Origin of the sequence: Pseudomonas sp. SG20056 (genome assembly GCF_031764535.1) — a bacterium.
Lineage (GTDB): Bacteria > Pseudomonadota > Gammaproteobacteria > Pseudomonadales > Pseudomonadaceae > Aquipseudomonas.
Map to the genome: position 1 here is coordinate 2,840,279 of NZ_CP134499.1, position 19,980 is coordinate 2,860,258.

Sequence of the window (19,980 nt, forward strand, 5' to 3'; positions counted from 1 at the left end):
AGCTTAATGGATGCAACACCGTCCACCCCGCCAAGTCGCGGCAGTTCGCCACGGCGATTTGCCAGCGCCTTGCTGGGGTTATTGCAGGGCCATATCGCGCTGTTTGGCGAAGAGCTTAAAGAGCAGCAGAGCCACACCCTCAGCCTGCTGGTACTGACCAGCCTGAGTTTGCTGTTCGGTCTGCTGCTGATCATCGGCCTGTCCGCCGCGATGCTGATTGCCTTCTGGGAGACACACCGTCTGCTGGTTATCAGCGCCCTGTGTGGCTTCTATGCACTGGGCCTACTGGGCACCCTGTTCACGCTGTTGCAGCGTGTACGCAATGCTCCCGCCCCCTTCAGCTCCAGCCTTGAAGAACTGGCCCGTGACCGTGAGCAACTGCTGCCATGACTATGCCCGAGCTACCCGCCAAGGCCTCGCGCCGCGAACTGCGCAAAACCCTGCTACGCATGCGCCTGCAAATGCACCGTCAGGAACTGCGCCACGAAACCCTGGTGATGCTACAACCGCTGCGACAGGCGCAACACTGGCGCAACCACTGGCGTGAAGAACTGGGCAACAGCAACGCACCACTTTGGGTCGCTGGCGGCGCACTGCTGCTGGCCACTGTCGGCATCCGCCGAGGCCACTGGCGACGCTGGTTGCGTATCGCCCTGATCGCCTTCCCGCTGCTGCGGCGCAATCCGCCGCGACGCCCAGACACATCTGCCGACACGACTAAAGATACCCACACAGGGGATTAAGCTGGCCACGATCTTGCTTAGTCACCTGGCTACGCCGCCCACCGGGGCGTCTGCCTGGCTAAGGAACTGCGCAGTGTTCAACGGTCAACCGCTTGCTGTTTTTCAACCTTTTATCGATACCGCCACCGGACGTATTGCCGGTGTCGAAGCACTGGCGCGCCTGCGCAGCACTGATGGTCAGTTGCACTCGGCAGGCCCATTGTTCAGTGACCCGAAAACCCCGCCCACGGCCCTGCGCCGCCTCGACCGCGAAGTCCGCGAGCAAGCTCTGAAGCGCTTTCATGAAGCCCCGCAAGACTGGTTTCTCAGCCTGAATATCTCGCCACGCTGGATCAGCCGGCTGCGCCCCGAACAAGCCTTGCCCAGCCTCAAACAGCTGCAACGCAGTGGCATCGACCCAGCACGTATCGTCTTTGAAATCACCGAGCTGGGCGGCGCCAGCTCACGCCTGCCAGGCGTGGTGGAACGTTATCGAGAAGCCGGCGCACGCATCGCCATCGACGACTTCGGCGCCGGCTACTCGCAACTCGACCGCGTGCTGGCCTTGCAACCGGACATTCTCAAGCTGGACATGCGCCTGTTTCAGCAAGCCGCCCGTGGCGGGCCTAGCAGCGAGATCGTCAAGGCCCTGGCGCAGATGGCGGAAAAGACCGGCTGCTGGATCATTGCCGAAGGCGTAGAGACCGAGGCCGAGCTGGATTTCGCCCTGGAGTGCGGCGCGCGTTATGTGCAGGGTTATCTGTTTGCCAAACCCGAAGAGGCCTTTTTCAGCAGCAGCGCCTTCGTCAAGCGTTTTGCCCAGCTGCGCGACCACTATGTGCAGCAAAAACTCGCCGAACGCGCACGACTGATGACCCTGCGCCAGCAACTCGGTGAGCTGATGAACAGCTTCAAGACCTGGATCGAAAGCGGCTCACAGCCCGATCAGCTGCCGCAGCCGCACGCCTACCCCTGGCTGCTGCGCATCTACCAATGCGACCGCCACGGTACCCAGCTGACCGCTAACCTGGAATGGCGCGAGTATGCCTGGCACAGCGATGCGCGTTACGTCGGGCATAACTGGTCGTGGCGCCCCTACTTCTATCAATTGTTGGCGGAGGGCTGGGAGGAACGCCGGCTGATTCTCTCCAGCACCTACCGTGATGCCACCACTAATCAGTACTGCCTGACCGCCGGGCAATTCATCGACAACGGCAAACGGCTGCTGCTTATCGATATCGACGCTGCGGGGTTTTGACTGCATAGGGCCGCACGCCTTGCATCATCGGCTTAGAACCCCGAAGCTAGCTGCCACAGCCAGGTAACGGCGAGGACAACCCTTGGATTGGCAAACCCTGCTCAACCGTGAACGACTCGGCAAGCCGACGCACAGCGTCGCCGAACTGGGCCGCACCCCGTTTCACAAAGACCATGACCGCATCATCTTCTCCGGCGCCTTCCGCCGCCTGGGCCGCAAGACCCAGGTGCACCCGGTCTCCAGCAACGACCATATCCACACCCGCCTGACCCACTCGCTGGAGGTCAGCTGCGTGGGCCGCTCGCTGGGCATGCGCGTTGGCGAGATGATCCGCGATGCCCTGCCAGACTGGTGCGAGCCGAGCGACCTGGGCATGGTCGTGCAGTCCGCCTGCCTCGCTCACGACATTGGCAACCCGCCCTTTGGCCATTCCGGTGAAGACGCCATCCGCCACTGGTTCCAGCAGGCCGCCGGACGCGGCTGGCTGGACTCGATGAGTGCGGCCGAGCGCGGCGACTTTCTCAGCTTCGAGGGCAATGCCCAGGGCTTTCGCGTACTGACCCAACTGGAGTACCACCAGTTCGACGGCGGCACCCGGCTGACCTACGCAACCCTTGGCACCTACCTCAAGTACCCCTGGACCGCACGTCACGCCGAAGCCCTGGGCTACAAGAAACACAAGTTCGGCTGCTACCAGAGCGAGTTGCCGCTGCTTGAGCAGATCGCCAGTAAACTCGGCCTGCCGCAACTGGAAGAACAGCGCTGGGCGCGCCATCCACTGGTCTATCTGATGGAGGCGGCAGATGACATCTGCTACGGCCTGATTGACCTGGAAGACGGTCTGGAGATGGAGCTGCTCGATTACAGCGAGGTTGAAGCGCTGCTGCTCGACCTGGTCGGCGATGACCTGCCGGAAACCTACCGCCAGCTCGGCCCGGACGACTCCAAGCGGCGCAAGCTGGCGATCCTGCGCGGCAAAGCCATTGAGCACCTGACCAATGCCGCCGCCCATGCCTTCGTCGAGCAGCAGGACGCCCTGCTCGCCGGCACCTTGCAGGGCGATCTGGTCGAGCATATGCACGGCACCGCCAAGCGTTGCGTGCAGAGCGCCAAGGACATGGCTCGGCAGAAGATCTTTCAGGACAAGCGCAAGACCCTGCATGAAATAGGCGCCTATACCACCCTGGAAATCCTGCTCAACGCCTTCTGTGGTGCGGCGCTGGAGCAGCATGGCGGGCGCACACCGTCGTTCAAGAACCGCCGCATCCTCGATCTGCTCGGCAATAATGCACCTGACCCAAGCTGGCCGCTGTACCGCTCATTCCTGCGCATGATCGATTTTATCGCCGGCATGACTGACAGCTACGCTACTGAGATGGCCCGCGAGATGACGGGCCGTTCAAGCCCGGTATAAGCCATGAATAGCCTACTGCGACAAACCTTCAGCTGGCATGCCGGGCCCCCCGCCTGGGGCCCGGCCATGGTCGCCGGTTTCGGCTGTGCGCTGCCGCTGCTGCTCGGGCTGTTCAGCGCTCACCCGGGGTTTCTCTGGGCCTCGGCGGGCGCCTTCCAAGCCGCGCAAGCCAACCCACTGCACCGCCTGGGCATGCTGCGCATGTTGATGCTCTGCGGCCTGGGGGCCTGCAGCGCTGGACTGGGCTTCTGGTCGGCGAGCCATCCTTACGCCAGCTTGCTGGTTTTCGCCCTGTTTGGTTTTCTGCTCGCCTGGCTGCAGCGCTTTGGCAGCGAAGCCGGCAAGCTGGGTATCGGCCTGGCTATCTGCCTGTGCCTGGGCCAAGGCCAGCAAGGCCTGGGCTCACTGAACAACCCCTACGCCATCGCCATGCTGTTTATTCTCGGTGGGCTCTGGGTGATGCTGCTGGCCTTCGGTCTGCGCGGCATGCATGGCCTGCGCATGTGGCCGTACATGCCGCGTTTTATCAGCATCTTCAAGGTGCTCAAACGCCACGCCAAACGCCTGCCACAACAGAAGTGGCGGCTGCATGCACTGGGCTGCACCCTGGCATTCGCCCTCTCCGGACTGATCGTCAACCTGGCAGAGCTGCACCGTGGCTACTGGCTGACACTGACCGTGGTCACCACCTTACAGCTGGATTTCCAAGGCAGCCTGGTGCGCGCCGTGCAATCAATCCTCGCCAGCCTGGGCGCGGCTGCACTGCTGATTCTGCTCGGCCACAGCATGCAGAATCCGGCACTGATGGTCGCCACATTGCTACCGCTGATCGCCCTTAGCCGTGCCCTGCAGGCCAACCATTACGGCCTGTTTGTGCTGCAGACGACGGTATGCTTTGTGTTGCTGGCCGAAAGCCTGGCGCATGACTGGCAGCTGCCCCAGGTACGTCTGTTCAACAGCCTGATTGGCGTGGCCCTGGCCTTGCTGGTAGCGCTGCTGGTATACGGCCTGGAGCGCTGGCTGGATCATCGAAACAATCTGCAAAAAATCAAGCACAGCACAGGCCCAATCTAGAGCTGTTGCAGCGCAAGAAACCTGCATCCGTGCCACGGCAAAACGCACAACGCTCCACTATGCTTGGCGCTTAGCCAAGGCATACAAGGGCATGCGCGGATGCAGCAGACAGCAAGGTCCAAGGAACGACGTTTTCCGCTCCATATCCATATCAGCGTGCTGTTCACCCTGCTGCTGCTGGGCTCTGGAGTGGTGCTGGGGTACTTCAACTACCAGCAGACCAGCAACATCATCCTCAGTAGCAGCGACCAGCTGTTCAGCCAGATGCGCAAGGAAGTTCAAGCGGATCTGCGCAATACCTACCAACCCATTCGCTACATGATCAACCTGCTGGCGCGTAACGAGCAGATCAACGGCCGTGACCGCCATGAGCGCATGATCATGCTGCCGATTTTCAGCCAGGCCCTGCGCGACAACCCCAAGCTAGCGTCGATCTATGTCGGTTATGGCGATGGCAGTTTCTTTATGGTGCGGCCGCTGCGCAGCGAGAAACTGCGGCAGATTTTCTTTGCCCCCGAAAATGCCGAATACCAGGTGTGGAGCATCGATCGCATCAGCGAACAACGCCTGGATTCCGAATACCTGTTCTTCGACGCGCAGCTGCAGCCCATCAGTCGCCGGCAGAACCTCAAGGAAACCTACGACCCGCGTAGCCGTCCCTGGTACAACAGCGCGCTGCAGAGCCCGAAGCACTTCACCACCGCGCCCTATGCCTTCTTCTCCACTCAGGAAATCGGCACCACCATTGCCCGCAAAAGTAGCGAGACCACGGTGGTGGGCGCCGACCTGACCCTCGATGACCTCTCCGCCACCCTGGCCCAACATCGCCTGACGCCCTCCACCGAAGTGGTGCTGTACAGCCCCGATGGCAGCGCGGTCGCCTATCCGGATAGCACACGGCTGATTATCCCCGGGGAAACGCTACAACTGACGCAGGTCAAGGATCTCAGCCCGGTACTCGCCGACTTTCTCAGCCTCGGCCTCGATAAGGATCGTCAAGGCGCGGTGCGCCTTAACAAGCAGCGCTGGCAAATCTCCTACAGCCAGCTCAGCGAGGGCGGCCCGCAAGGGCTGCGCCTGGCTCTGCTGGCCCCGGAAAGTGAGCTGCTGGCCGATGCCTACCGCATCCGCTGGCAAGGTGCCGTACTGACTCTGGGCATTCTGCTGCTGTGCATCCCGATTGGCTGGCTGCTCTCCAACATCCTGGTCAAACCGCTGCGCCTGCTGGTGGGCGAAGCCGAAGCCATCCGCAGTTTCAATTTCGATTACCCGGCCAGCGGCCGCTCCTTCGTCAAGGAAGTCGACCAGCTGGCAGTGTCGATGGGACGGATGAAGGACACCATCTCCAGCTTTCTCGATATTGCCGCCACGCTCTCGGCGGAAACCCGCTTCGACGCCCTGCTACGCCGAGTGCTGCGCGAAACCGTCGACCTCAGCGAAGCCAGCGGCGGCCTGCTGTATTTGCGCGACAGCAGCACTGGGCGCCTCGAACCGCATGGCCTGTTTATCAACGAGCTGCAGCACAACCTGGAAGAGCATCGCATCCCCAGCTTCGACCCGAACGATACAGCCCTGCCCAGCTGGCTCGCGCAAACGGCAACCGGAGGCGCCAGCGTCACCGTGGCGCTGGGGTTCGAGCATGCGCAAGGCTTCCAGAGCCTGCTGCACACCCTCGACAGCCCGCGTGCGCACCTGGTCTGCACCGGCCTGCATAACCGCCAGGGCCAGACCCTCGGCGTACTACTGCTGTTGCACCGCGACACCGGTGATGAAGCCGACCTTGCCATGCTCCGCCCCGAGCGCATTGCCTATGTCGAGGCGGTCTCCGGCGTGGCGGCGCTGTGCATCGAGAGCCAGCGCCTGCTCGATCAACAGAAGAAACTGCTCGACGCCTTTATCCAGCTCATTGCTGGCGCCATCGACGCCAAAAGCCCCTACACGGGCGGCCACTGCCAACGCGTACCGGAAATCACCCTGATGCTCGCCCGCGCTGCTGCCGCCAGCGAGGATGCCGCGTTCAGCGACTACCAACCCACAGACGAAGAATGGGAAGCCCTGCATATCGCCGCCTGGCTGCATGACTGCGGCAAGGTCACCGTGCCCGAGTACGTGGTGGACAAGGCCACCAAGCTGGAAACCATCTGCGACCGCATCCATGAAGTGCGCATGCGCTTCGAAGTACTCAAACGCGACGCCTGGATCAGTTACTGGGAAAGCCTCAGCCAGGGCGGTGAAGCGGCCAGCCTGGCTCAGGTGCGCGATGAACAGCTCGCCACTCTGGATGATGAATTCGCCTTTATCGCCCGCTGCAACCTGGGCGGCGAAGCGATGGCCGAAGCTGATCTGGAGCGTCTGCGCAGCATCGCCGCGCGCACCTGGACGCGCACCCTGGATGATCGCCTGGGAGTTTCTTGGGAAGAGAACCTGCGCCAATCGCGCACCCCGGCACAGCCGTTACCGGTGCAAGAAACGCTGCTCAGCGACAAAGCCGAACACCTGATCGAGCGCCCCGAAAGCGAGCTGATCGCCGAAGACAACCCCTGGGGTTTCAAGCTGGAAGTGCCGCATTACAAACACAATCGCGGCGAGCTGTACAACCTGGGGATTACCCGCGGCACCCTGACCAACGAAGAGCGCTTTATCATCAACGGCCATATGGTGCAGACCATCCGCATGCTCAGCCACCTGCCCTTCCCCGCGCACCTGGCCAACGTCGCCGAGATTGCTGGCGGCCACCATGAAAAGATGGACGGCACCGGCTACCCGAAACGCCTGAAGCGCGAGGACATGAGCCTGCCGGCACGGATGATGGCGATTGCCGATATCTTCGAAGCGCTAACCGCCGTGGACCGCCCCTACAAAAAGGGCAAGCTGCTGTCCGAGTCACTCAACATCATGGCGGGTATGTGCAAGGGCGCGCACATCGACCCCGAGTTGTTCGGGCTGTTTGTGCGGGAAAAGATCTACCTCAGCTACGCCGAACGCTTTCTACGTCGTGAGCAGATTGATCAGGTCGATAACGCTGCGCTGCTGGCCAAGGCTGGCCTGAGCGACTGAGGAGAAATTACAGAAGGGAAAAGCAACAGGGCATGCGCGATGCATGCCCTGCTCACAGGTCTTAGGCCTGATTGATCGAGTTGTCTGGATACCAGACGTCGATCAGCGGGCTGGCAGTGAAATCCACCAGCTCGTCACGGCCTTTCAGCCAGGCTTCAACAGCAGCACGCTGCTCTTCATTGACCGAGCCACGCTTGGACAGGCATACCAGACCGAAGTCATCGCCGCCGACATAGCCCAGGCCGTTAGCGACCATCGCGTCACGCAGAAAATCTTCCAAGAAGCTGTCGATGGCTGCATCGCTCAGGTCTTGTTTGAAGTTCAGGTTCAGCTCAAAGCCCAGCTCCTGGAATTCATCCACGCAGAGTTTTTTGCGCAGACGGCGGGAACGGTTAGTAGCCATGGAACAATCCTCAAAAGTGATAACGCGCGGCACTCTAGCAGTTTCGCGGCCTACGCGCCCGCCTGGAAGACGACAGGTCAACCGATAGCCCGCAGAAAAGCCCGGCCAATCGCATTTACTGCCACTCAGCCGGAACTGTCTTGGGGCATAATTGCCAACATTATCCCAACCCGCGACGGAACCTCGTTAGATGCCTCGCGTCACCTTTGTCCCTCAGTTAGAGGGGAGTCGCCCATGATCAAAAGCCTACGTCACCTGGCCATCGCCGGCCTGCTATTCCCCGTTTGTCTGCCACTGGCAGCCGCCACGAGCGGTATTTCCAACAAGGTTCAGCAATCACTGAAAGCCAACAAGATCAGCAGCCAGTCACTGTCTGTGGTCACCGTGCCGCTCAACGGCCCGGGTAATAGCACTTATTTCAATGCCGACATCTCCGTTAACCCGGCATCGACCATGAAGCTGGTCACCACCTACGCGGCGCTTGAGCTGCTCGGCCCGACCCACCAGTGGAAAACCGAATTCTTCACCGACGGCCAACTGAAGAACGGCGTGCTCAACGGCAACCTGTACCTCAAGGGCGGCGGCGACCCCAAGCTGAACATGGAAAAGCTCTGGCTGATGATGCGCGACCTGCGTGCGAACGGCGTGCTGCAGGTGACGGGCGACCTGGTGCTCGACCGTAGCCACTTCGTTCAGCCACAGCTGCCCAGCTTCAATGACGACGGCGGCGACGCCAACAAGCCGTTCCTGGTGGCCCCTGACTCACTGCTGGTCAACCTCAAGGCGCTGCGTTTTATCGCCCGCACCGAGGGTGGCAAGGTGCATATCGCCGCCGAGCCGCCAATTGCGTCTATTCGCATCGACAACCGCGTCAAAGCCCTGCCGGCAGCCAAATGCCCGGGCTGGCCGGATGTGCGCTACAACCCGGTCACCGAATTTGACGGCACCACGGTCATCGTCACCGGCAAACTGGCCGAAGGCTGCAGCTCGCAGACCTACCTGTCGCTGCTGGATCACCCGGGCTACGCCGCCGGCGCCATCCGCGCCATTTGGCAGGAACTGGGCGGCAGCATCATGGGCAAGGACCGTCTCGCCCCGGTGCCGGAAAAAGCTCGCCTGCTGGCCCGCGCCTATTCGCCGGACCTGACCGAGATCATCCGCGACATCAACAAATACAGTAACAACACCATGGCCCGGCAGCTGTTCTTGAGCCTCGGCGCGCAGTTTCGCAACTCCGCCGACCAGGACGACAGCAAGGCAGCGCAACGAGTGATTCGCAGCTGGCTGGCGCGTAAAGGCATCACCGCGCCGCACCTGGTGATGGAAAACGGCTCCGGGTTGTCGCGTGCCGAGCGGGTCAGCGCGCGGGAAATGGCGACCTTGCTGCAGGCGGCCTGGAAGAGCCCTTACGCCGCCGAGTTCATGGCTTCGCTGCCGCTGGTGGCAATGGACGGCACCATGCGCAAACGCCTACACCGCACGCCGCTGGTGGGCGAGGCGCGGATCAAGACCGGTACGCTGAACAACGTGCGTGCCATTGCCGGCTTTAGCCGCGACAGCAACGGCAACAGCTGGGCCGTGGTCGCCATCCTCAACGACCCACGCCCGTGGGGCGCCTCGTCGATTCTCGATCAGGTGCTGCTGGATCTGTACAAGCAGCCCAAGCTTAGCGCCCAGCGCTGAACCGGCTGCTGCACAACGCCGGGCCGCGCCTACTCTCAAGGCGCGGCGGTTCTACTCCATCTCCCCACACAGCTGCGCCGCGCGTAACAACGCGGCGGTCAGGCTGTGGCGCTCCCACTCATCCAAACCGGCAAAGCGCGCGACAAACTCCGGCGGCAGCAGGCTCGGCGCCTGTTGCAGCAGCATGCGGCCCTGTTCGCTGAGCAGCAGCCACTGCCGGCGGCGATCCTGATCATCGCGCTGGCGTTGCAGCAGGCCCTTTTCCTCCAGCCTGTCGAGCATGCCGGACAGGGTCGCAGCCGTCAGGCTGACACGACCACTCAGGTCGCTGGCCGTCAGGCGCGTCTCTCCCGCCAACACCTGCAGAATCATCAATTGCATCGGCGTCAGCCCACCAAAGCGGCCGAGGCGTTTGGCATGCACTTCACCAGCCTGCTGCAAACGCCGCAGCGCCTGAAACAGCGGCAGCTCGAAGGCCGAAACAGATGACAAATCTATTTCAGTAGAAACCTTTTTATCAGCCATAAACGCCTTTTAATTCGATATAAAACTTTGACATGAAAGCATTATTTTGTTTTGGTGTAAAAGGTTCGGCAGCCCCGAACCACTCCCCAACGGCAATACCGGTAAGGAATTATGTGCGCAATCGCTGGAGAATTACGTTTTGATCAACGACCGGCCGACCTGGCTGCAGTCGAGCGAATCACCCACCACATGGCCGCCCGCGGCCCCGATGCCCACGGCTTTCACAGCCAGGGCCCACTTGCCCTCGGCCATCGCCGCCTGAAGATCATGGACCTGGCCGAAGCCTCCGGCCAGCCGATGATCGACAGCGAACTGGGCCTGACGATGGTGTTCAACGGTGCCATCTACAACTACCCAGAGCTGCGCGAAGAGCTGAAAGCCCTCGGCTATCGCTTCTTTTCCGGTGGCGACAGCGAAGTGCTGCTCAAGGGCTATCACGCCTGGGGCACCGACCTGCTGCCCAAGCTCAATGGTATGTTCGCTTTTGCCATCTGGGAACGTGACAGCCAGCAACTGTTCATCGCCCGCGACCGCCTCGGGGTCAAGCCGCTGTATTTTTCGCGCACGAGCGAGCGCCTGCGTTTTGCCTCCAGCCTGCCGGCGCTGCTGGCTGGCGGTGACATCGGCAAAACCCTCGACCCCGTCGCCCTCAACCACTACCTGAACTTCCACGCTGTGGTGCCGGCACCGCGCACCCTGCTAGCTGGGGTGGAGAAACTGGCACCGGCCAGCTGGATGCGTATCGACGCCCAAGGCAACTGTGAACAGCAGACCTGGTGGAACCTGACATTCGGCCCGCAGCGCGAGGAAATCGCCTTCGGCCTGGATGAATGGCGTGAGCGCGTATTGGATGGCATGCGCGAAGCCGTGTCGATCCGCCAACGCGCCGCCGTAGATGTCGGCGTGCTGCTCTCCGGCGGTGTGGACTCGAGCATGCTGGTCGGCTTGCTGCGTGAAGCCGGGGTGGAAAACCTGTCGACCTTCTCCATCGGCTTTCAGGATGCCGGCGGCGAACGCGGTGACGAGTTTCAGTATTCCGACCTGATCGCCGAGCACTTCGCCACCCGCCACCATCAGTTGCGTATCGGTGAGCACGAGATTCTCGAACAGCTGCCCGCCGCCTTCCGCGCCATGAGCGAGCCGATGGTCAGTCACGACTGCATCGCCTTCTACCTGCTGTCACGCGAGGTGGCCAAGCATTGCAAGGTGGTGCAAAGCGGCCAGGGCGCCGATGAGCTGTTCGCCGGCTACCACTGGTATCCGCAAGTGGACGCTGCCGAAGATGCCTTCGACGCTTACCGCGCGGCGTTCTTCGACCGTGATTACGACGAATACGCCGCCTGCGTGCAGCCCGCCTGGTTGACCGGCGACATGGCCGGCGACTTTGTTCGTGAGCATTTTGCCCAGCCTGGAGCAGTAGCAGCCGTGGACAAGGCGCTGCGCCTGGACAGCACGGTGATGCTGGTCGATGACCCGGTCAAACGGGTCGACAACATGACCATGGCCTGGGGTCTGGAGGCGCGCACACCGTTCCTCGACTATCGCCTGGCCGAGCTTTCGGCACGTATCCCTGGGCGTTTCAAGCTGCCCGATGGCGGCAAGTATGTTCTCAAGGAAGCGGCACGTAAGGTGATCCCCAGCGCCGTCATCGACCGACCCAAAGGGTATTTCCCGGTGCCTGGCCTCAAGCACCTGGAAGGCGCCACCCTCGGCTGGGTGCGTGACCTGCTGCTCGACCCCAGCCAGGATCGCGGCCTGTTCAACCCGGCCATGCTCGATCGTTTGCTGAGTGATCCGTACGGTCAGCTGACGCCTTTGCGCGGCTCCAAGCTGTGGCAGTTGGCCGCGCTGAATCTCTGGTTGAACGAACACGGCCTGTAGAGCGCTGCGGTGGCGGGGTACACACCCGCCACCGCAGCATCCGTCACCTGCTCACGGCAAAGGAACCCCTTCAATGCGTGCCACTGCCTTTAATCAACGCCTGCTGCGCGGTCAAGCTCCTTCCTACGAGCGCCTGCAGGCGCGCCTGGCCGAAGATCATGCGGCGCCGCCCAGTCAACCGCAGGCTGTACATTGCGGCTGGGGCCGTCTACTGATCGGCCACACCTACCCGGATGCTGCCGCACTGGCCAGTGATCTGCTGACCGAGCAACCCGGCGAGCGTGATATCGCCCTGTATGTCGCTGCACCACACCAGGTGCTGGCACAAGCGCCGCAGCAGCTGTTTCTCGACCCCTCCGATACGCTACGCCTGTGGTTTACCGACTACCGCCCTGCGCGCCGGGGTTTTCGCGGCTACCGCGTACGCCGCGCGCAAAATGCCGAAGACTGGCAGGCGATCAACGCCCTGTATCAGCTACGCGGCATGCTGCCGATCGAGCCCGACAAACTCACCCCGCGCCACCTAGGCGGGCCGGTGTACTGGCTGGCCGAGGATGAAGACAGTGGCACCATAATCGGCAGCGTGATGGGCCTTAACCACCACAAGGCCTATCAGGACCCAGACCACGGCAGCAGCCTGTGGTGCCTGGCAGTCGACCCGCGCTGCAGCCGACCTGGGGTCGGCGAGGTGCTGGTACGCCATCTGATCGAACACTTTATGAGCCGCGGCTTGAGCCACCTGGATCTGTCCGTGCTGCACGACAACGAACAGGCCAAGGGCCTGTACGCCAAGTTGGGCTTTCGCGAGCTGCAGACGTTCAGCATCAAGCGCAAGAACGGCATCAACGAAGCGCTGTTTATCGGCCCCGGCCCGCATACGCCGATGAATCCCTACGCGCGGATCATCGTTGATGAAGCGCTGCGCCGCGGTATTGAGGTGCAGGTCGACGACGCCGACGCCGGACTGTTCACCCTGAGCCATGGCGGCCGACGCATCCGCTGCCGGGAATCCCTGAGCGACCTGACCAGTGCTGTGAGCATGACCCTGTGTCAGGACAAACGCCTGACCCACCGCGCCCTGGCCCGCGCCGGCCTGCACCTACCCGCCCAGCGCCTGGCCGGCAGCGCAGAGGACAACGCGGCGTTTCTCGCCGAGCACGGCAGTCTGGTGGTCAAGCCAGTGGATGGCGAACAAGGCCAGGGCGTGGCGGTGGATTTGCGCACGCCGCTGGATGTGCAGGACGCCATCGAGCGCGCCAGCACCTTTGACAGCCGCGTGTTGCTGGAAAGCTTTCACCCAGGCTTTGATCTGCGCATTCTGGTGATCGGCTTTGCCGTGGTCGCCGCCGCCATTCGCCGCCCGGCGGAAGTGATCGGTGATGGCCAGCACAGCATCGGCGAGCTGATCGACGCGCAGAGCCGCCGCCGGCAAGCCGCCACCGAAGGTGAAAGCCGCATCCCCAAAGACGCTGAAACCTTGCGCACCCTGCATGCCGCCGGCGTCGACTACAGCAGCGTGCTACCCGCCGGCCAGCGCCTGGCCGTCCGCAAAACCGCCAACCTGCACACCGGCGGCAGCCTGGAGGACGTCACCGATATCCTCCACCCGGTGCTGGCCGATGCTGCAGTAAAAGCCGCCCGCGCCCTGGATATTCCGGTCGTCGGCCTCGACCTGTTGGTGCCTGCGGCCGATCAACCCGAGTACGTGTTTATCGAAGCCAACGAACGCGCTGGCCTGGCCAACCACCAGCCGCAACCCACGGCCGAGCGCTTTATCGACCTGCTGTTCCCCTTGAGCCAGACACCCAGCTAATCCCTTCCCAGCCCCTCCGGTTCCGGCCGAGGGGGCAATCGCCGTAGAGGAGACTCCATGCAGCAACTCCCCGAACCCGACCTCGTCTATCTGCAGAAAGTGCTGCTGGAAATGCTCGCCATTCCCAGCCCCACCGGTTTTACCGACACCATCGTGCGCTACGTCGCCGAGCGTCTGGAGGAGATCGGCATCCCCTTCGAGATGACCCGACGCGGCACCATACGCGGCACCCTCAAAGGCAAACAGAGCAGCCCGGACCGGGCGGTTTCGGCGCACCTGGACACCATTGGCGCGATCGTCCGCGAACTGCAGGACAACGGTCGCCTGGGCTTGGCCGCAGTCGGTTGCTGGTCGAGCCGTTTCGCCGAAGGCAGCCGTGTCAGCGTGTTTACCGACCAGGGCGTGATTCGTGGCAGCGTACTGCCGCTGATGGCCTCGGGGCACGCCTTCAATACCGCCGTGGACCAATTGCCGATCAGCTGGGACCACGTCGAACTTCGCCTGGATGCTTACTGCAGCACCCGCGCTGACTGCGAATCACTGGGCATCTCGGTGGGCGATTTTGTCGCCTTCGATCCGCTGCCGGAATTTACCGAGAGTGGGCATATCAGCGCGCGTCACCTGGATGACAAAGCCGGCGTCGCGGCGCTGCTTACCGCACTCAAAGCCATCAAAGAGAGCGGCCTGGAACCGGAGATCGACTGCCACCCGCTGTTTACCATCACCGAGGAAGTCGGTTCTGGTGCGGCAGCAGCCCTGCCCTGGGATGTCAGCGAATTTGTCGGCATCGACATCGCCCCGGTTGCGCCGGGCCAGCAGTCCAGCGAACACACCGTCAGCGTAGCCATGCAGGACTCAGGCGGGCCTTACGACTATCACCTGTCACGCCAGCTGCTGCGCCTGGCCAGCGAACATGAAATCCCGGTGCGCCGCGACCTGTTCCGCTATTACCACAGCGATGCGCAATCGGCAGTCACCGCCGGCCACGATATTCGCACGGCCCTGCTGGCGTTCGGCTGCGACGCCACTCATGGCTATGAACGCACGCACATCGACAGCCTCAAAGCCCTGAGTCGCCTGCTTGCCGCCTACGTGCTCAGCCCACCGGTATTCTCCAGCGACGCTCAGCCTGCACAGGGCTCGCTAGAGCGCTTCAGCCACCAACTGGAGCACGATGCACAGATGGAAAGTGACACCCGCGTCCCGACTGTCGATAGCCTGTTGCGCCCCCGCGATCAGGACGCTTGAAGGGCTGCGCGCATCCGGGCAAAGTGACGGCATGACGCGGGGCCGGATCAGGCCTCAAATAATAATATTGAGGTCGGTAAATGCCTCGGATATGGCTGGCTGTGGTGCTGTTCTGGCTGTGTGGATCGGCGTGGGCGCTGCAACCTGCAACGCTGAACAACGCCGATCTGCGCCTGCCACTCGGCCCGTCCATGGCCTACCTGGAAGACGCGCAAGGTGAGCTGAGCGTCGAACAGGTCGGCGCCCTGGCCGACGAGCGCTTTACCCCCGTTAAAGGCGAGCACGCCAACCTCGGCAAGAATGATTCGGTCTGGTGGTTCAAGGTACGCCTGAACAACAGCCTGGCGCAGAACCTGGCTGGCTACCTTGAGGTCAACTACCCACTGCTCGACCATCTGCAGGTCTACCTGCGCCACGCTGACGGTCAGTGGCAGATGCAGGAAAGCGGCGACCGGTTTGCCTTCTCCCAGCGCCCGGTGCAGGTGCGCAACTTCTGGTTTCCACTGGAGCTGACGCCCGGTGACAGCACCCTGCTGGTAAGGGTAGAGACCACCAGCACGATCTTTATGCCGCTGTTCTTCAGCACCTATCAGGCCAGTGCCGCCGCCCAGGAAAACCTCATGGGTTTCAATGGCGCGTTCTACGGCGTGCTGTTTGCGATGTTCTGCTACAACCTGTTCCTGTTTATTTCACTGCGTGAATCCGCCTACCTCTGGTACTTGGCCTACAACCTCAACGTCGGCCTGCTAGCCGCCTGTTTCGACGGCATGCTGTTCAAACTGCTGCCCGAGCATGTGGCGTTCCAGTCGGTGAGCATCTACATCCTGATGTACCTGCACTGCCTGACGGCCATTCAGTTCAGCCGCCACTTCCTCCATGCACCGCAGTACTTCCCACGCTTGGACACCGGCCTGCGTTTGCTGATGCTGGCCTGCGCCGGCTGCCTGCTGTCGGTGCCACTGATTGGCTTCAACGCCTGGAATATCCTCGCCAGCGTCACCGTTTCCCTGGTCTCGCTGACCCTACTGCTCACCGGCCTGTATATCTGGCGCCGCGGCGTACGTTACGGCTCCTACTACACCCTAGCCTGGGCCATCCTGCTGTTCGCCTTTATCCAGGCCACCACCGGTTCGCTGGGCGTGGAAGTCTTTGGGGTATTCGGCGCCACGGCCGTGAAGATCGGCGTAACCATCGAGCTGATTACCCTGTCCATCGGCCTGGCGGACCGCATCAACCTGCTCAAGGAAGAAGGCTTCCAGTCGCGCCGCGCCGCCGAGCAGGCGGAAATCGAAAACCTGGCCAAGAGCCGCTTTCTGGCCAAGATGAGCCACGAAATCCGTACTCCGCTCAATGGCGTGCTGGGCATGCTGCAGCTGCTCAAGGAAACGCCGCTGGATCGCAGCCAGCGCTTCTATGTCGACACCATTTCCAGCTCCGGCAGCTCGCTGATGGCGGTGATCAACGACATCCTCGATTACGCGCGCATCGAGTCCGGCAAGCTCAGCCTGGAACATATCGAATTCGATCTGGAAGAGCTGATTTCCGACACCCTCAGCCTGTTCACCGGGCAAGCCCTGGACAAGCGCCTGCGCCTCTACGTCAGCCTGGAAAGCGGCGTACCACGCCGCGCCCAGGGCGACCCGACGCGGCTCAAGCAGGTGCTGATGAACCTGCTCAGCAACGCCCTGAAATTCACCGCAGAAGGCCACGTGGCGCTGAATGTCTGCCGGCGCAATGACTCTCAGGGCAAACCGCACCTGGTGTTCGCCATCAGCGACAGCGGAATCGGCATCAGCGACCAGGCCCTGACCCAGCTATTCGAATCATTCGCCCAGGGCGACTCCAGCACCACGCGCCGTTACGGTGGCAGCGGCCTGGGCCTGGCGATCAGCAAGGAGCTGGTGGAAATGATGGGCGGCCGTATCGAAGTGCAAAGCACCCCGGGCCAGGGCACACGCTTTGCGTTCGATATACCGCAGGCTGACGAACCGCTACCCGTCGACCCGCTGCACGAATTGCTCAAGGGGCGCACCGCGCTGCTCACCTCCCTCGACGGCCTCGGCCTGGATGCCCTAAGCCGCCTGCTCGGGCGCTGGGGCATGCGCACCGAACGCTGCCAGAATCCGGAAACCCTGCTCAATTATCTGGAAGATTTTGCCGCCCCACCGCTGCTGGTACTGATGGCACCCTGGCCGGGCAGCATTCAGCACTGGCTGGATTCGCTGCGCCCGCTGCTGCAACCCGGGCAACGCGTGCTACTGCTCTGCGCACCGGAACAATGCCAACAACTGCCCAACTCCGCCGGCCTGCGCCTGCTCGGCCTACCCCAGCCGCTGGCGATCAACGCTTTGCGCAGCGCCCTACTCGAACTGTACGAAGAACCGCGTATCGTGGAAATCAAAGCACAACCCAAACCCCATACCGACACCGGCAGCACGCCCTGCATCCTGGTGGCTGAAGACAACCCGGTGAATCAGCTGGTCGTCCAGGGCTTTCTGAAAAAGCGTGGCTACAACGTGCGCCTGGTGACCAACGGCCTGGCCGCCCTCAACGAATACCAGCGCGCCCCGAACGCCACGCAACTGATCCTGATGGACTGCGAAATGCCGGAGATGGATGGCTTCGAAGCCACTCGGCAGATCCGCCGCCTGGAACGCCAGCACAATCTGCCGGCCGTACCGATCATCGCCCTGACCGCCCACATCCTCGACGAGCACCGCCAGCACGGGGTCGAGTCCGGCATGAATGACTTCCTCGGCAAACCCTTGGACAGCGCCAAGCTCTACAGCACCCTGGAAATCTATCTGCAACCAGCAGAACCATCGGCCCAGTAACTACACAGCAACCATGGCCAGACAAAGCCACGCACGTTAGCATCCGCGCTGCGCTCTGGAGGCCTTACCGTGCTGATCCCCTATCACCTGCTCGAAGCTGACACCCTGACCCGCCTGATCGAAGATTTCGTCACCCGAGACGGCACCGACAACGGCGACGAAACACCGCTGGATACGCGTATCGAACGGGTACGTCACGCGCTAAGCAAAGGGCAGGCAGTGATTGTGTTTGATGCGGAAAGCCAGCAATGTCAGCTGGCGCTGAAGCGCGATGTGCCGAAAGAATGGCTGGATGCGCTGGAAGAGCTGGACGATTAAAGGCGGTTAACCGCGTAACCCGCCCTCGCGCTCCCACGCGCAACGCACGCGCAACTCGCCTTCCTGCGGGCTGTGAAACCCGCTATCCGACTCCCAGCGAAAGGTATGGGTGCCGTTCAGTTCGGTTTCCAGGTGCACCACCGCACTGGCCCAGTACAGGCGTTTGAGCAACGCCTCGAACTGCTTGATCCACAGGCTCCACTCATACTCCACCGTGCGGTAGCTGGCGCCGAAGTGAATCACCTGCGTCTGGTACAAGCCATCGCCCGGTTGTTCACAGCAGGCGAACATCTCACGCCCGAGAAAGCTCCAGGCATCGCCGGCCGGTAGGTCATCGAGCACTTGCCGATTGATTTCACGACGCAGACGGCTTTCCGCCGGACTGTCCGATGGCCAGTCACGGATGCAACCATAAACGATGGATTCGGACTCCACGCAGGCACTCCAGCAAATCAAGGCTGCCTTCTATCACAGCCGTCCTGAGCAAGGAAGGAACTGCTGCCAAATAAGCGTCAGTGGATCGCCGCAGCGACACCTGAACGGCGTCATTTATGGGTGCGCTTCGGTCCACGGCGCATCATCCAGGCCAGCAGCGTCATCAGCGCCGCAAGTCCGGTGAGAACCATAAACGGCAACTGATAGTTGCCTGCCAGATCACGCGCCAACCCCGTCAGTACGGGCGTGAGGCAGCCGATGCTGTAGCCCATGCACAGCATCATCGCCGTCCACCGGCTGACCGCCAGCGGCGAGCCCGCTTCGTACAATGGCAGTACCAGCGACAAGGCAAAAGAGCCGCCCAGGCCAAAGCCAATGGTCACCGCCCACAACTCAGGCAGCACGGAAGGCTGGAAGGTGATCATCGCCAGGCTGATCGACGACAACAGCCCGCAACCCACCAACAACAGGTAGCGGTTCTTGAAACGTTGTGCCAACCAGGGCAGCAGAAATGAGCTGGGTAACCCCATCAGCATCGACACACTGAACAGGCTATTACTGTGCATCAGGCTCAAACCAGCTTCGTGGTAACGCGCCACAGCCCAGGTAGCGAGGGCATAGAACAAGCCGGCCTGAATGGCAAAGAACGCGCTGATCAACCAGGCACGCGGTTGCCGCCAGGGCAAGCCCATACCCCCCTCTTCACTCTCAGCTTCAGCACGATTGGGCAAGCACAGCCAGAGCACTAACCCGACTAACGCCGGTAATGCCCAGATGGCCAGACCGTGGGTCCAGTCATTGCCCAGCCACTGCGTGGCCGGCACGGTGAGTACCGCGCCACCGGCGCCACCAATCGCCATGCTCAGCGAGTACCAACCCACCACACTGCCCATGCGCCCGGCAAAGTGCCGCTTGATAAAGCCAGAAAGCAAAGGCCCAGCAACTGCGATGGCAGCGCCCAGCAGCACCGCACTGCCAATCAGAATCGCACTGGCATGCCCCACCGCGCGCAGCAACAGTGCCACCGCGATGACCGCCATGCACAAGGCGATCGTGCGCTCCAAGCCCAGACGCACGGCCAAACGCGGCGCAAAAGGCGCCAGCAAGCCCATGCACAACACGGGCAACGCAGTGGTAAGGCTGATCAGGCTACGGCTCAAGGCCAGTTCTTCGGCAATCCGCTCAATCAACGGCGCCAGGGACGTGATGCCCGGGCGCAAATTGATTGCAGCCAGGATCAGGGCCAGCAACAGCATGGCCCGAGGGAAAGGTTTCACAGTAAATCCATCAGTTTCGCGGCCATGCCGACATGACC

General features: G+C 62.1%; 16 protein-coding genes. 12 read left to right on the forward strand and 4 right to left on the reverse strand.

The window, feature by feature from the left end; genetic code table 11:
- Positions 1 to 6 precede the first annotated feature (6 nt).
- From RHP75_RS13585 to RHP75_RS13610, 6 genes are all read left to right on the forward strand, one after another.
- Complete coding sequence (locus tag RHP75_RS13585) at positions 7 to 390, forward strand: phage holin family protein (RefSeq protein ID WP_311088640.1); 384 nt, start codon at positions 7 to 9, stop codon at positions 388 to 390.
- Positions 387 to 743 carry a hypothetical protein gene (locus tag RHP75_RS13590; protein WP_311088641.1) on the forward strand — a complete coding sequence of 119 codons (357 nt, stop codon included), beginning with the start codon at positions 387 to 389 and terminating at the stop codon, positions 741 to 743. The genes RHP75_RS13585 and RHP75_RS13590 overlap by 4 nt, the downstream gene beginning before the upstream one ends.
- Before the next feature lie 73 nt (positions 744 to 816).
- Positions 817 to 1,980, forward strand: a complete 1,164-nt coding sequence (locus RHP75_RS13595) for an EAL domain-containing protein (protein WP_311088642.1) — start codon at positions 817 to 819, stop codon at positions 1,978 to 1,980.
- An 82-nt stretch (positions 1,981 to 2,062) separates the two neighbouring features.
- Entirely contained in the window at positions 2,063 to 3,394 is a 1,332-nt protein-coding gene (locus tag RHP75_RS13600; RefSeq protein ID WP_311088643.1) for a deoxyguanosinetriphosphate triphosphohydrolase, read from the forward strand.
- 3 nt (positions 3,395 to 3,397) lie between these two features.
- Positions 3,398 to 4,468: an FUSC family protein gene (locus tag RHP75_RS13605; RefSeq protein WP_311088644.1), complete on the forward strand. Its 1,071-nt coding sequence runs from the start codon at positions 3,398 to 3,400 to the stop codon at positions 4,466 to 4,468.
- A gap of 99 nt (positions 4,469 to 4,567) precedes the next feature.
- Positions 4,568 to 7,525, forward strand: a complete 2,958-nt coding sequence (locus RHP75_RS13610; protein WP_311088645.1) for an HD domain-containing phosphohydrolase — start codon at positions 4,568 to 4,570, stop codon at positions 7,523 to 7,525.
- A 61-nt stretch (positions 7,526 to 7,586) separates the two neighbouring features.
- On the opposite strand, the gene RHP75_RS13615 is transcribed toward RHP75_RS13610, so the two are convergent.
- A complete protein-coding gene (locus RHP75_RS13615; RefSeq protein ID WP_090248116.1) occupies positions 7,587 to 7,928 on the reverse strand; it encodes a YggL family protein in 342 nt (113 codons plus the stop codon).
- A gap of 234 nt (positions 7,929 to 8,162) precedes the next feature.
- Between RHP75_RS13615 and dacB the strand changes: the two genes are divergently transcribed.
- Positions 8,163 to 9,611: a D-alanyl-D-alanine carboxypeptidase/D-alanyl-D-alanine-endopeptidase gene (dacB, locus tag RHP75_RS13620; protein ID WP_311088646.1), complete on the forward strand. Its 1,449-nt coding sequence runs from the start codon at positions 8,163 to 8,165 to the stop codon at positions 9,609 to 9,611.
- 51 nt (positions 9,612 to 9,662) lie between these two features.
- On the opposite strand, the gene RHP75_RS13625 is transcribed toward dacB, so the two are convergent.
- The gene (locus RHP75_RS13625; protein WP_311088647.1) at positions 9,663 to 10,136 is read right to left on the reverse strand and encodes a MarR family transcriptional regulator; all 474 of its coding nucleotides are present in this window, start codon (positions 10,134 to 10,136) and stop codon (positions 9,663 to 9,665) included.
- A gap of 111 nt (positions 10,137 to 10,247) precedes the next feature.
- Between RHP75_RS13625 and RHP75_RS13630 the strand changes: the two genes are divergently transcribed.
- The 5 genes from RHP75_RS13630 to RHP75_RS13650 all read left to right on the forward strand — a co-directional run bounded on the left by RHP75_RS13630 (position 10,248) and on the right by RHP75_RS13650 (position 18,230).
- Positions 10,248 to 12,017 carry an N-acetylglutaminylglutamine amidotransferase gene (locus RHP75_RS13630; RefSeq protein WP_311088648.1) on the forward strand — a complete coding sequence of 590 codons (1,770 nt, stop codon included), beginning with the start codon at positions 10,248 to 10,250 and terminating at the stop codon, positions 12,015 to 12,017.
- 73 nt (positions 12,018 to 12,090) lie between these two features.
- Entirely contained in the window at positions 12,091 to 13,830 is a 1,740-nt protein-coding gene (gene ngg / locus RHP75_RS13635; RefSeq protein WP_311088649.1) for an N-acetylglutaminylglutamine synthetase, read from the forward strand.
- A 57-nt stretch (positions 13,831 to 13,887) separates the two neighbouring features.
- Entirely contained in the window at positions 13,888 to 15,078 is a 1,191-nt protein-coding gene (locus RHP75_RS13640; RefSeq protein WP_311088650.1) for an osmoprotectant NAGGN system M42 family peptidase, read from the forward strand.
- Between the two features lie 80 nt (positions 15,079 to 15,158).
- Positions 15,159 to 17,912: a 7TM diverse intracellular signaling domain-containing protein gene (locus RHP75_RS13645; protein WP_311088651.1), complete on the forward strand. Its 2,754-nt coding sequence runs from the start codon at positions 15,159 to 15,161 to the stop codon at positions 17,910 to 17,912.
- A gap of 69 nt (positions 17,913 to 17,981) precedes the next feature.
- Positions 17,982 to 18,230 (forward strand): YheU family protein, encoded by a 249-nt coding sequence (locus RHP75_RS13650; RefSeq protein ID WP_311088652.1) that lies wholly within the window; start codon positions 17,982 to 17,984, stop codon positions 18,228 to 18,230.
- A 6-nt stretch (positions 18,231 to 18,236) separates the two neighbouring features.
- On the opposite strand, the gene RHP75_RS13655 is transcribed toward RHP75_RS13650, so the two are convergent.
- Both RHP75_RS13655 and RHP75_RS13660 read right to left on the reverse strand, forming a co-directional pair.
- Positions 18,237 to 18,665, reverse strand: a complete 429-nt coding sequence (locus tag RHP75_RS13655; protein WP_311088653.1) for a hypothetical protein — start codon at positions 18,663 to 18,665, stop codon at positions 18,237 to 18,239.
- Between the two features lie 110 nt (positions 18,666 to 18,775).
- Positions 18,776 to 19,942 carry an MFS transporter gene (locus RHP75_RS13660; RefSeq protein WP_311088654.1) on the reverse strand — a complete coding sequence of 389 codons (1,167 nt, stop codon included), beginning with the start codon at positions 19,940 to 19,942 and terminating at the stop codon, positions 18,776 to 18,778.
- Positions 19,943 to 19,980: the final 38 nt, after the last annotated feature.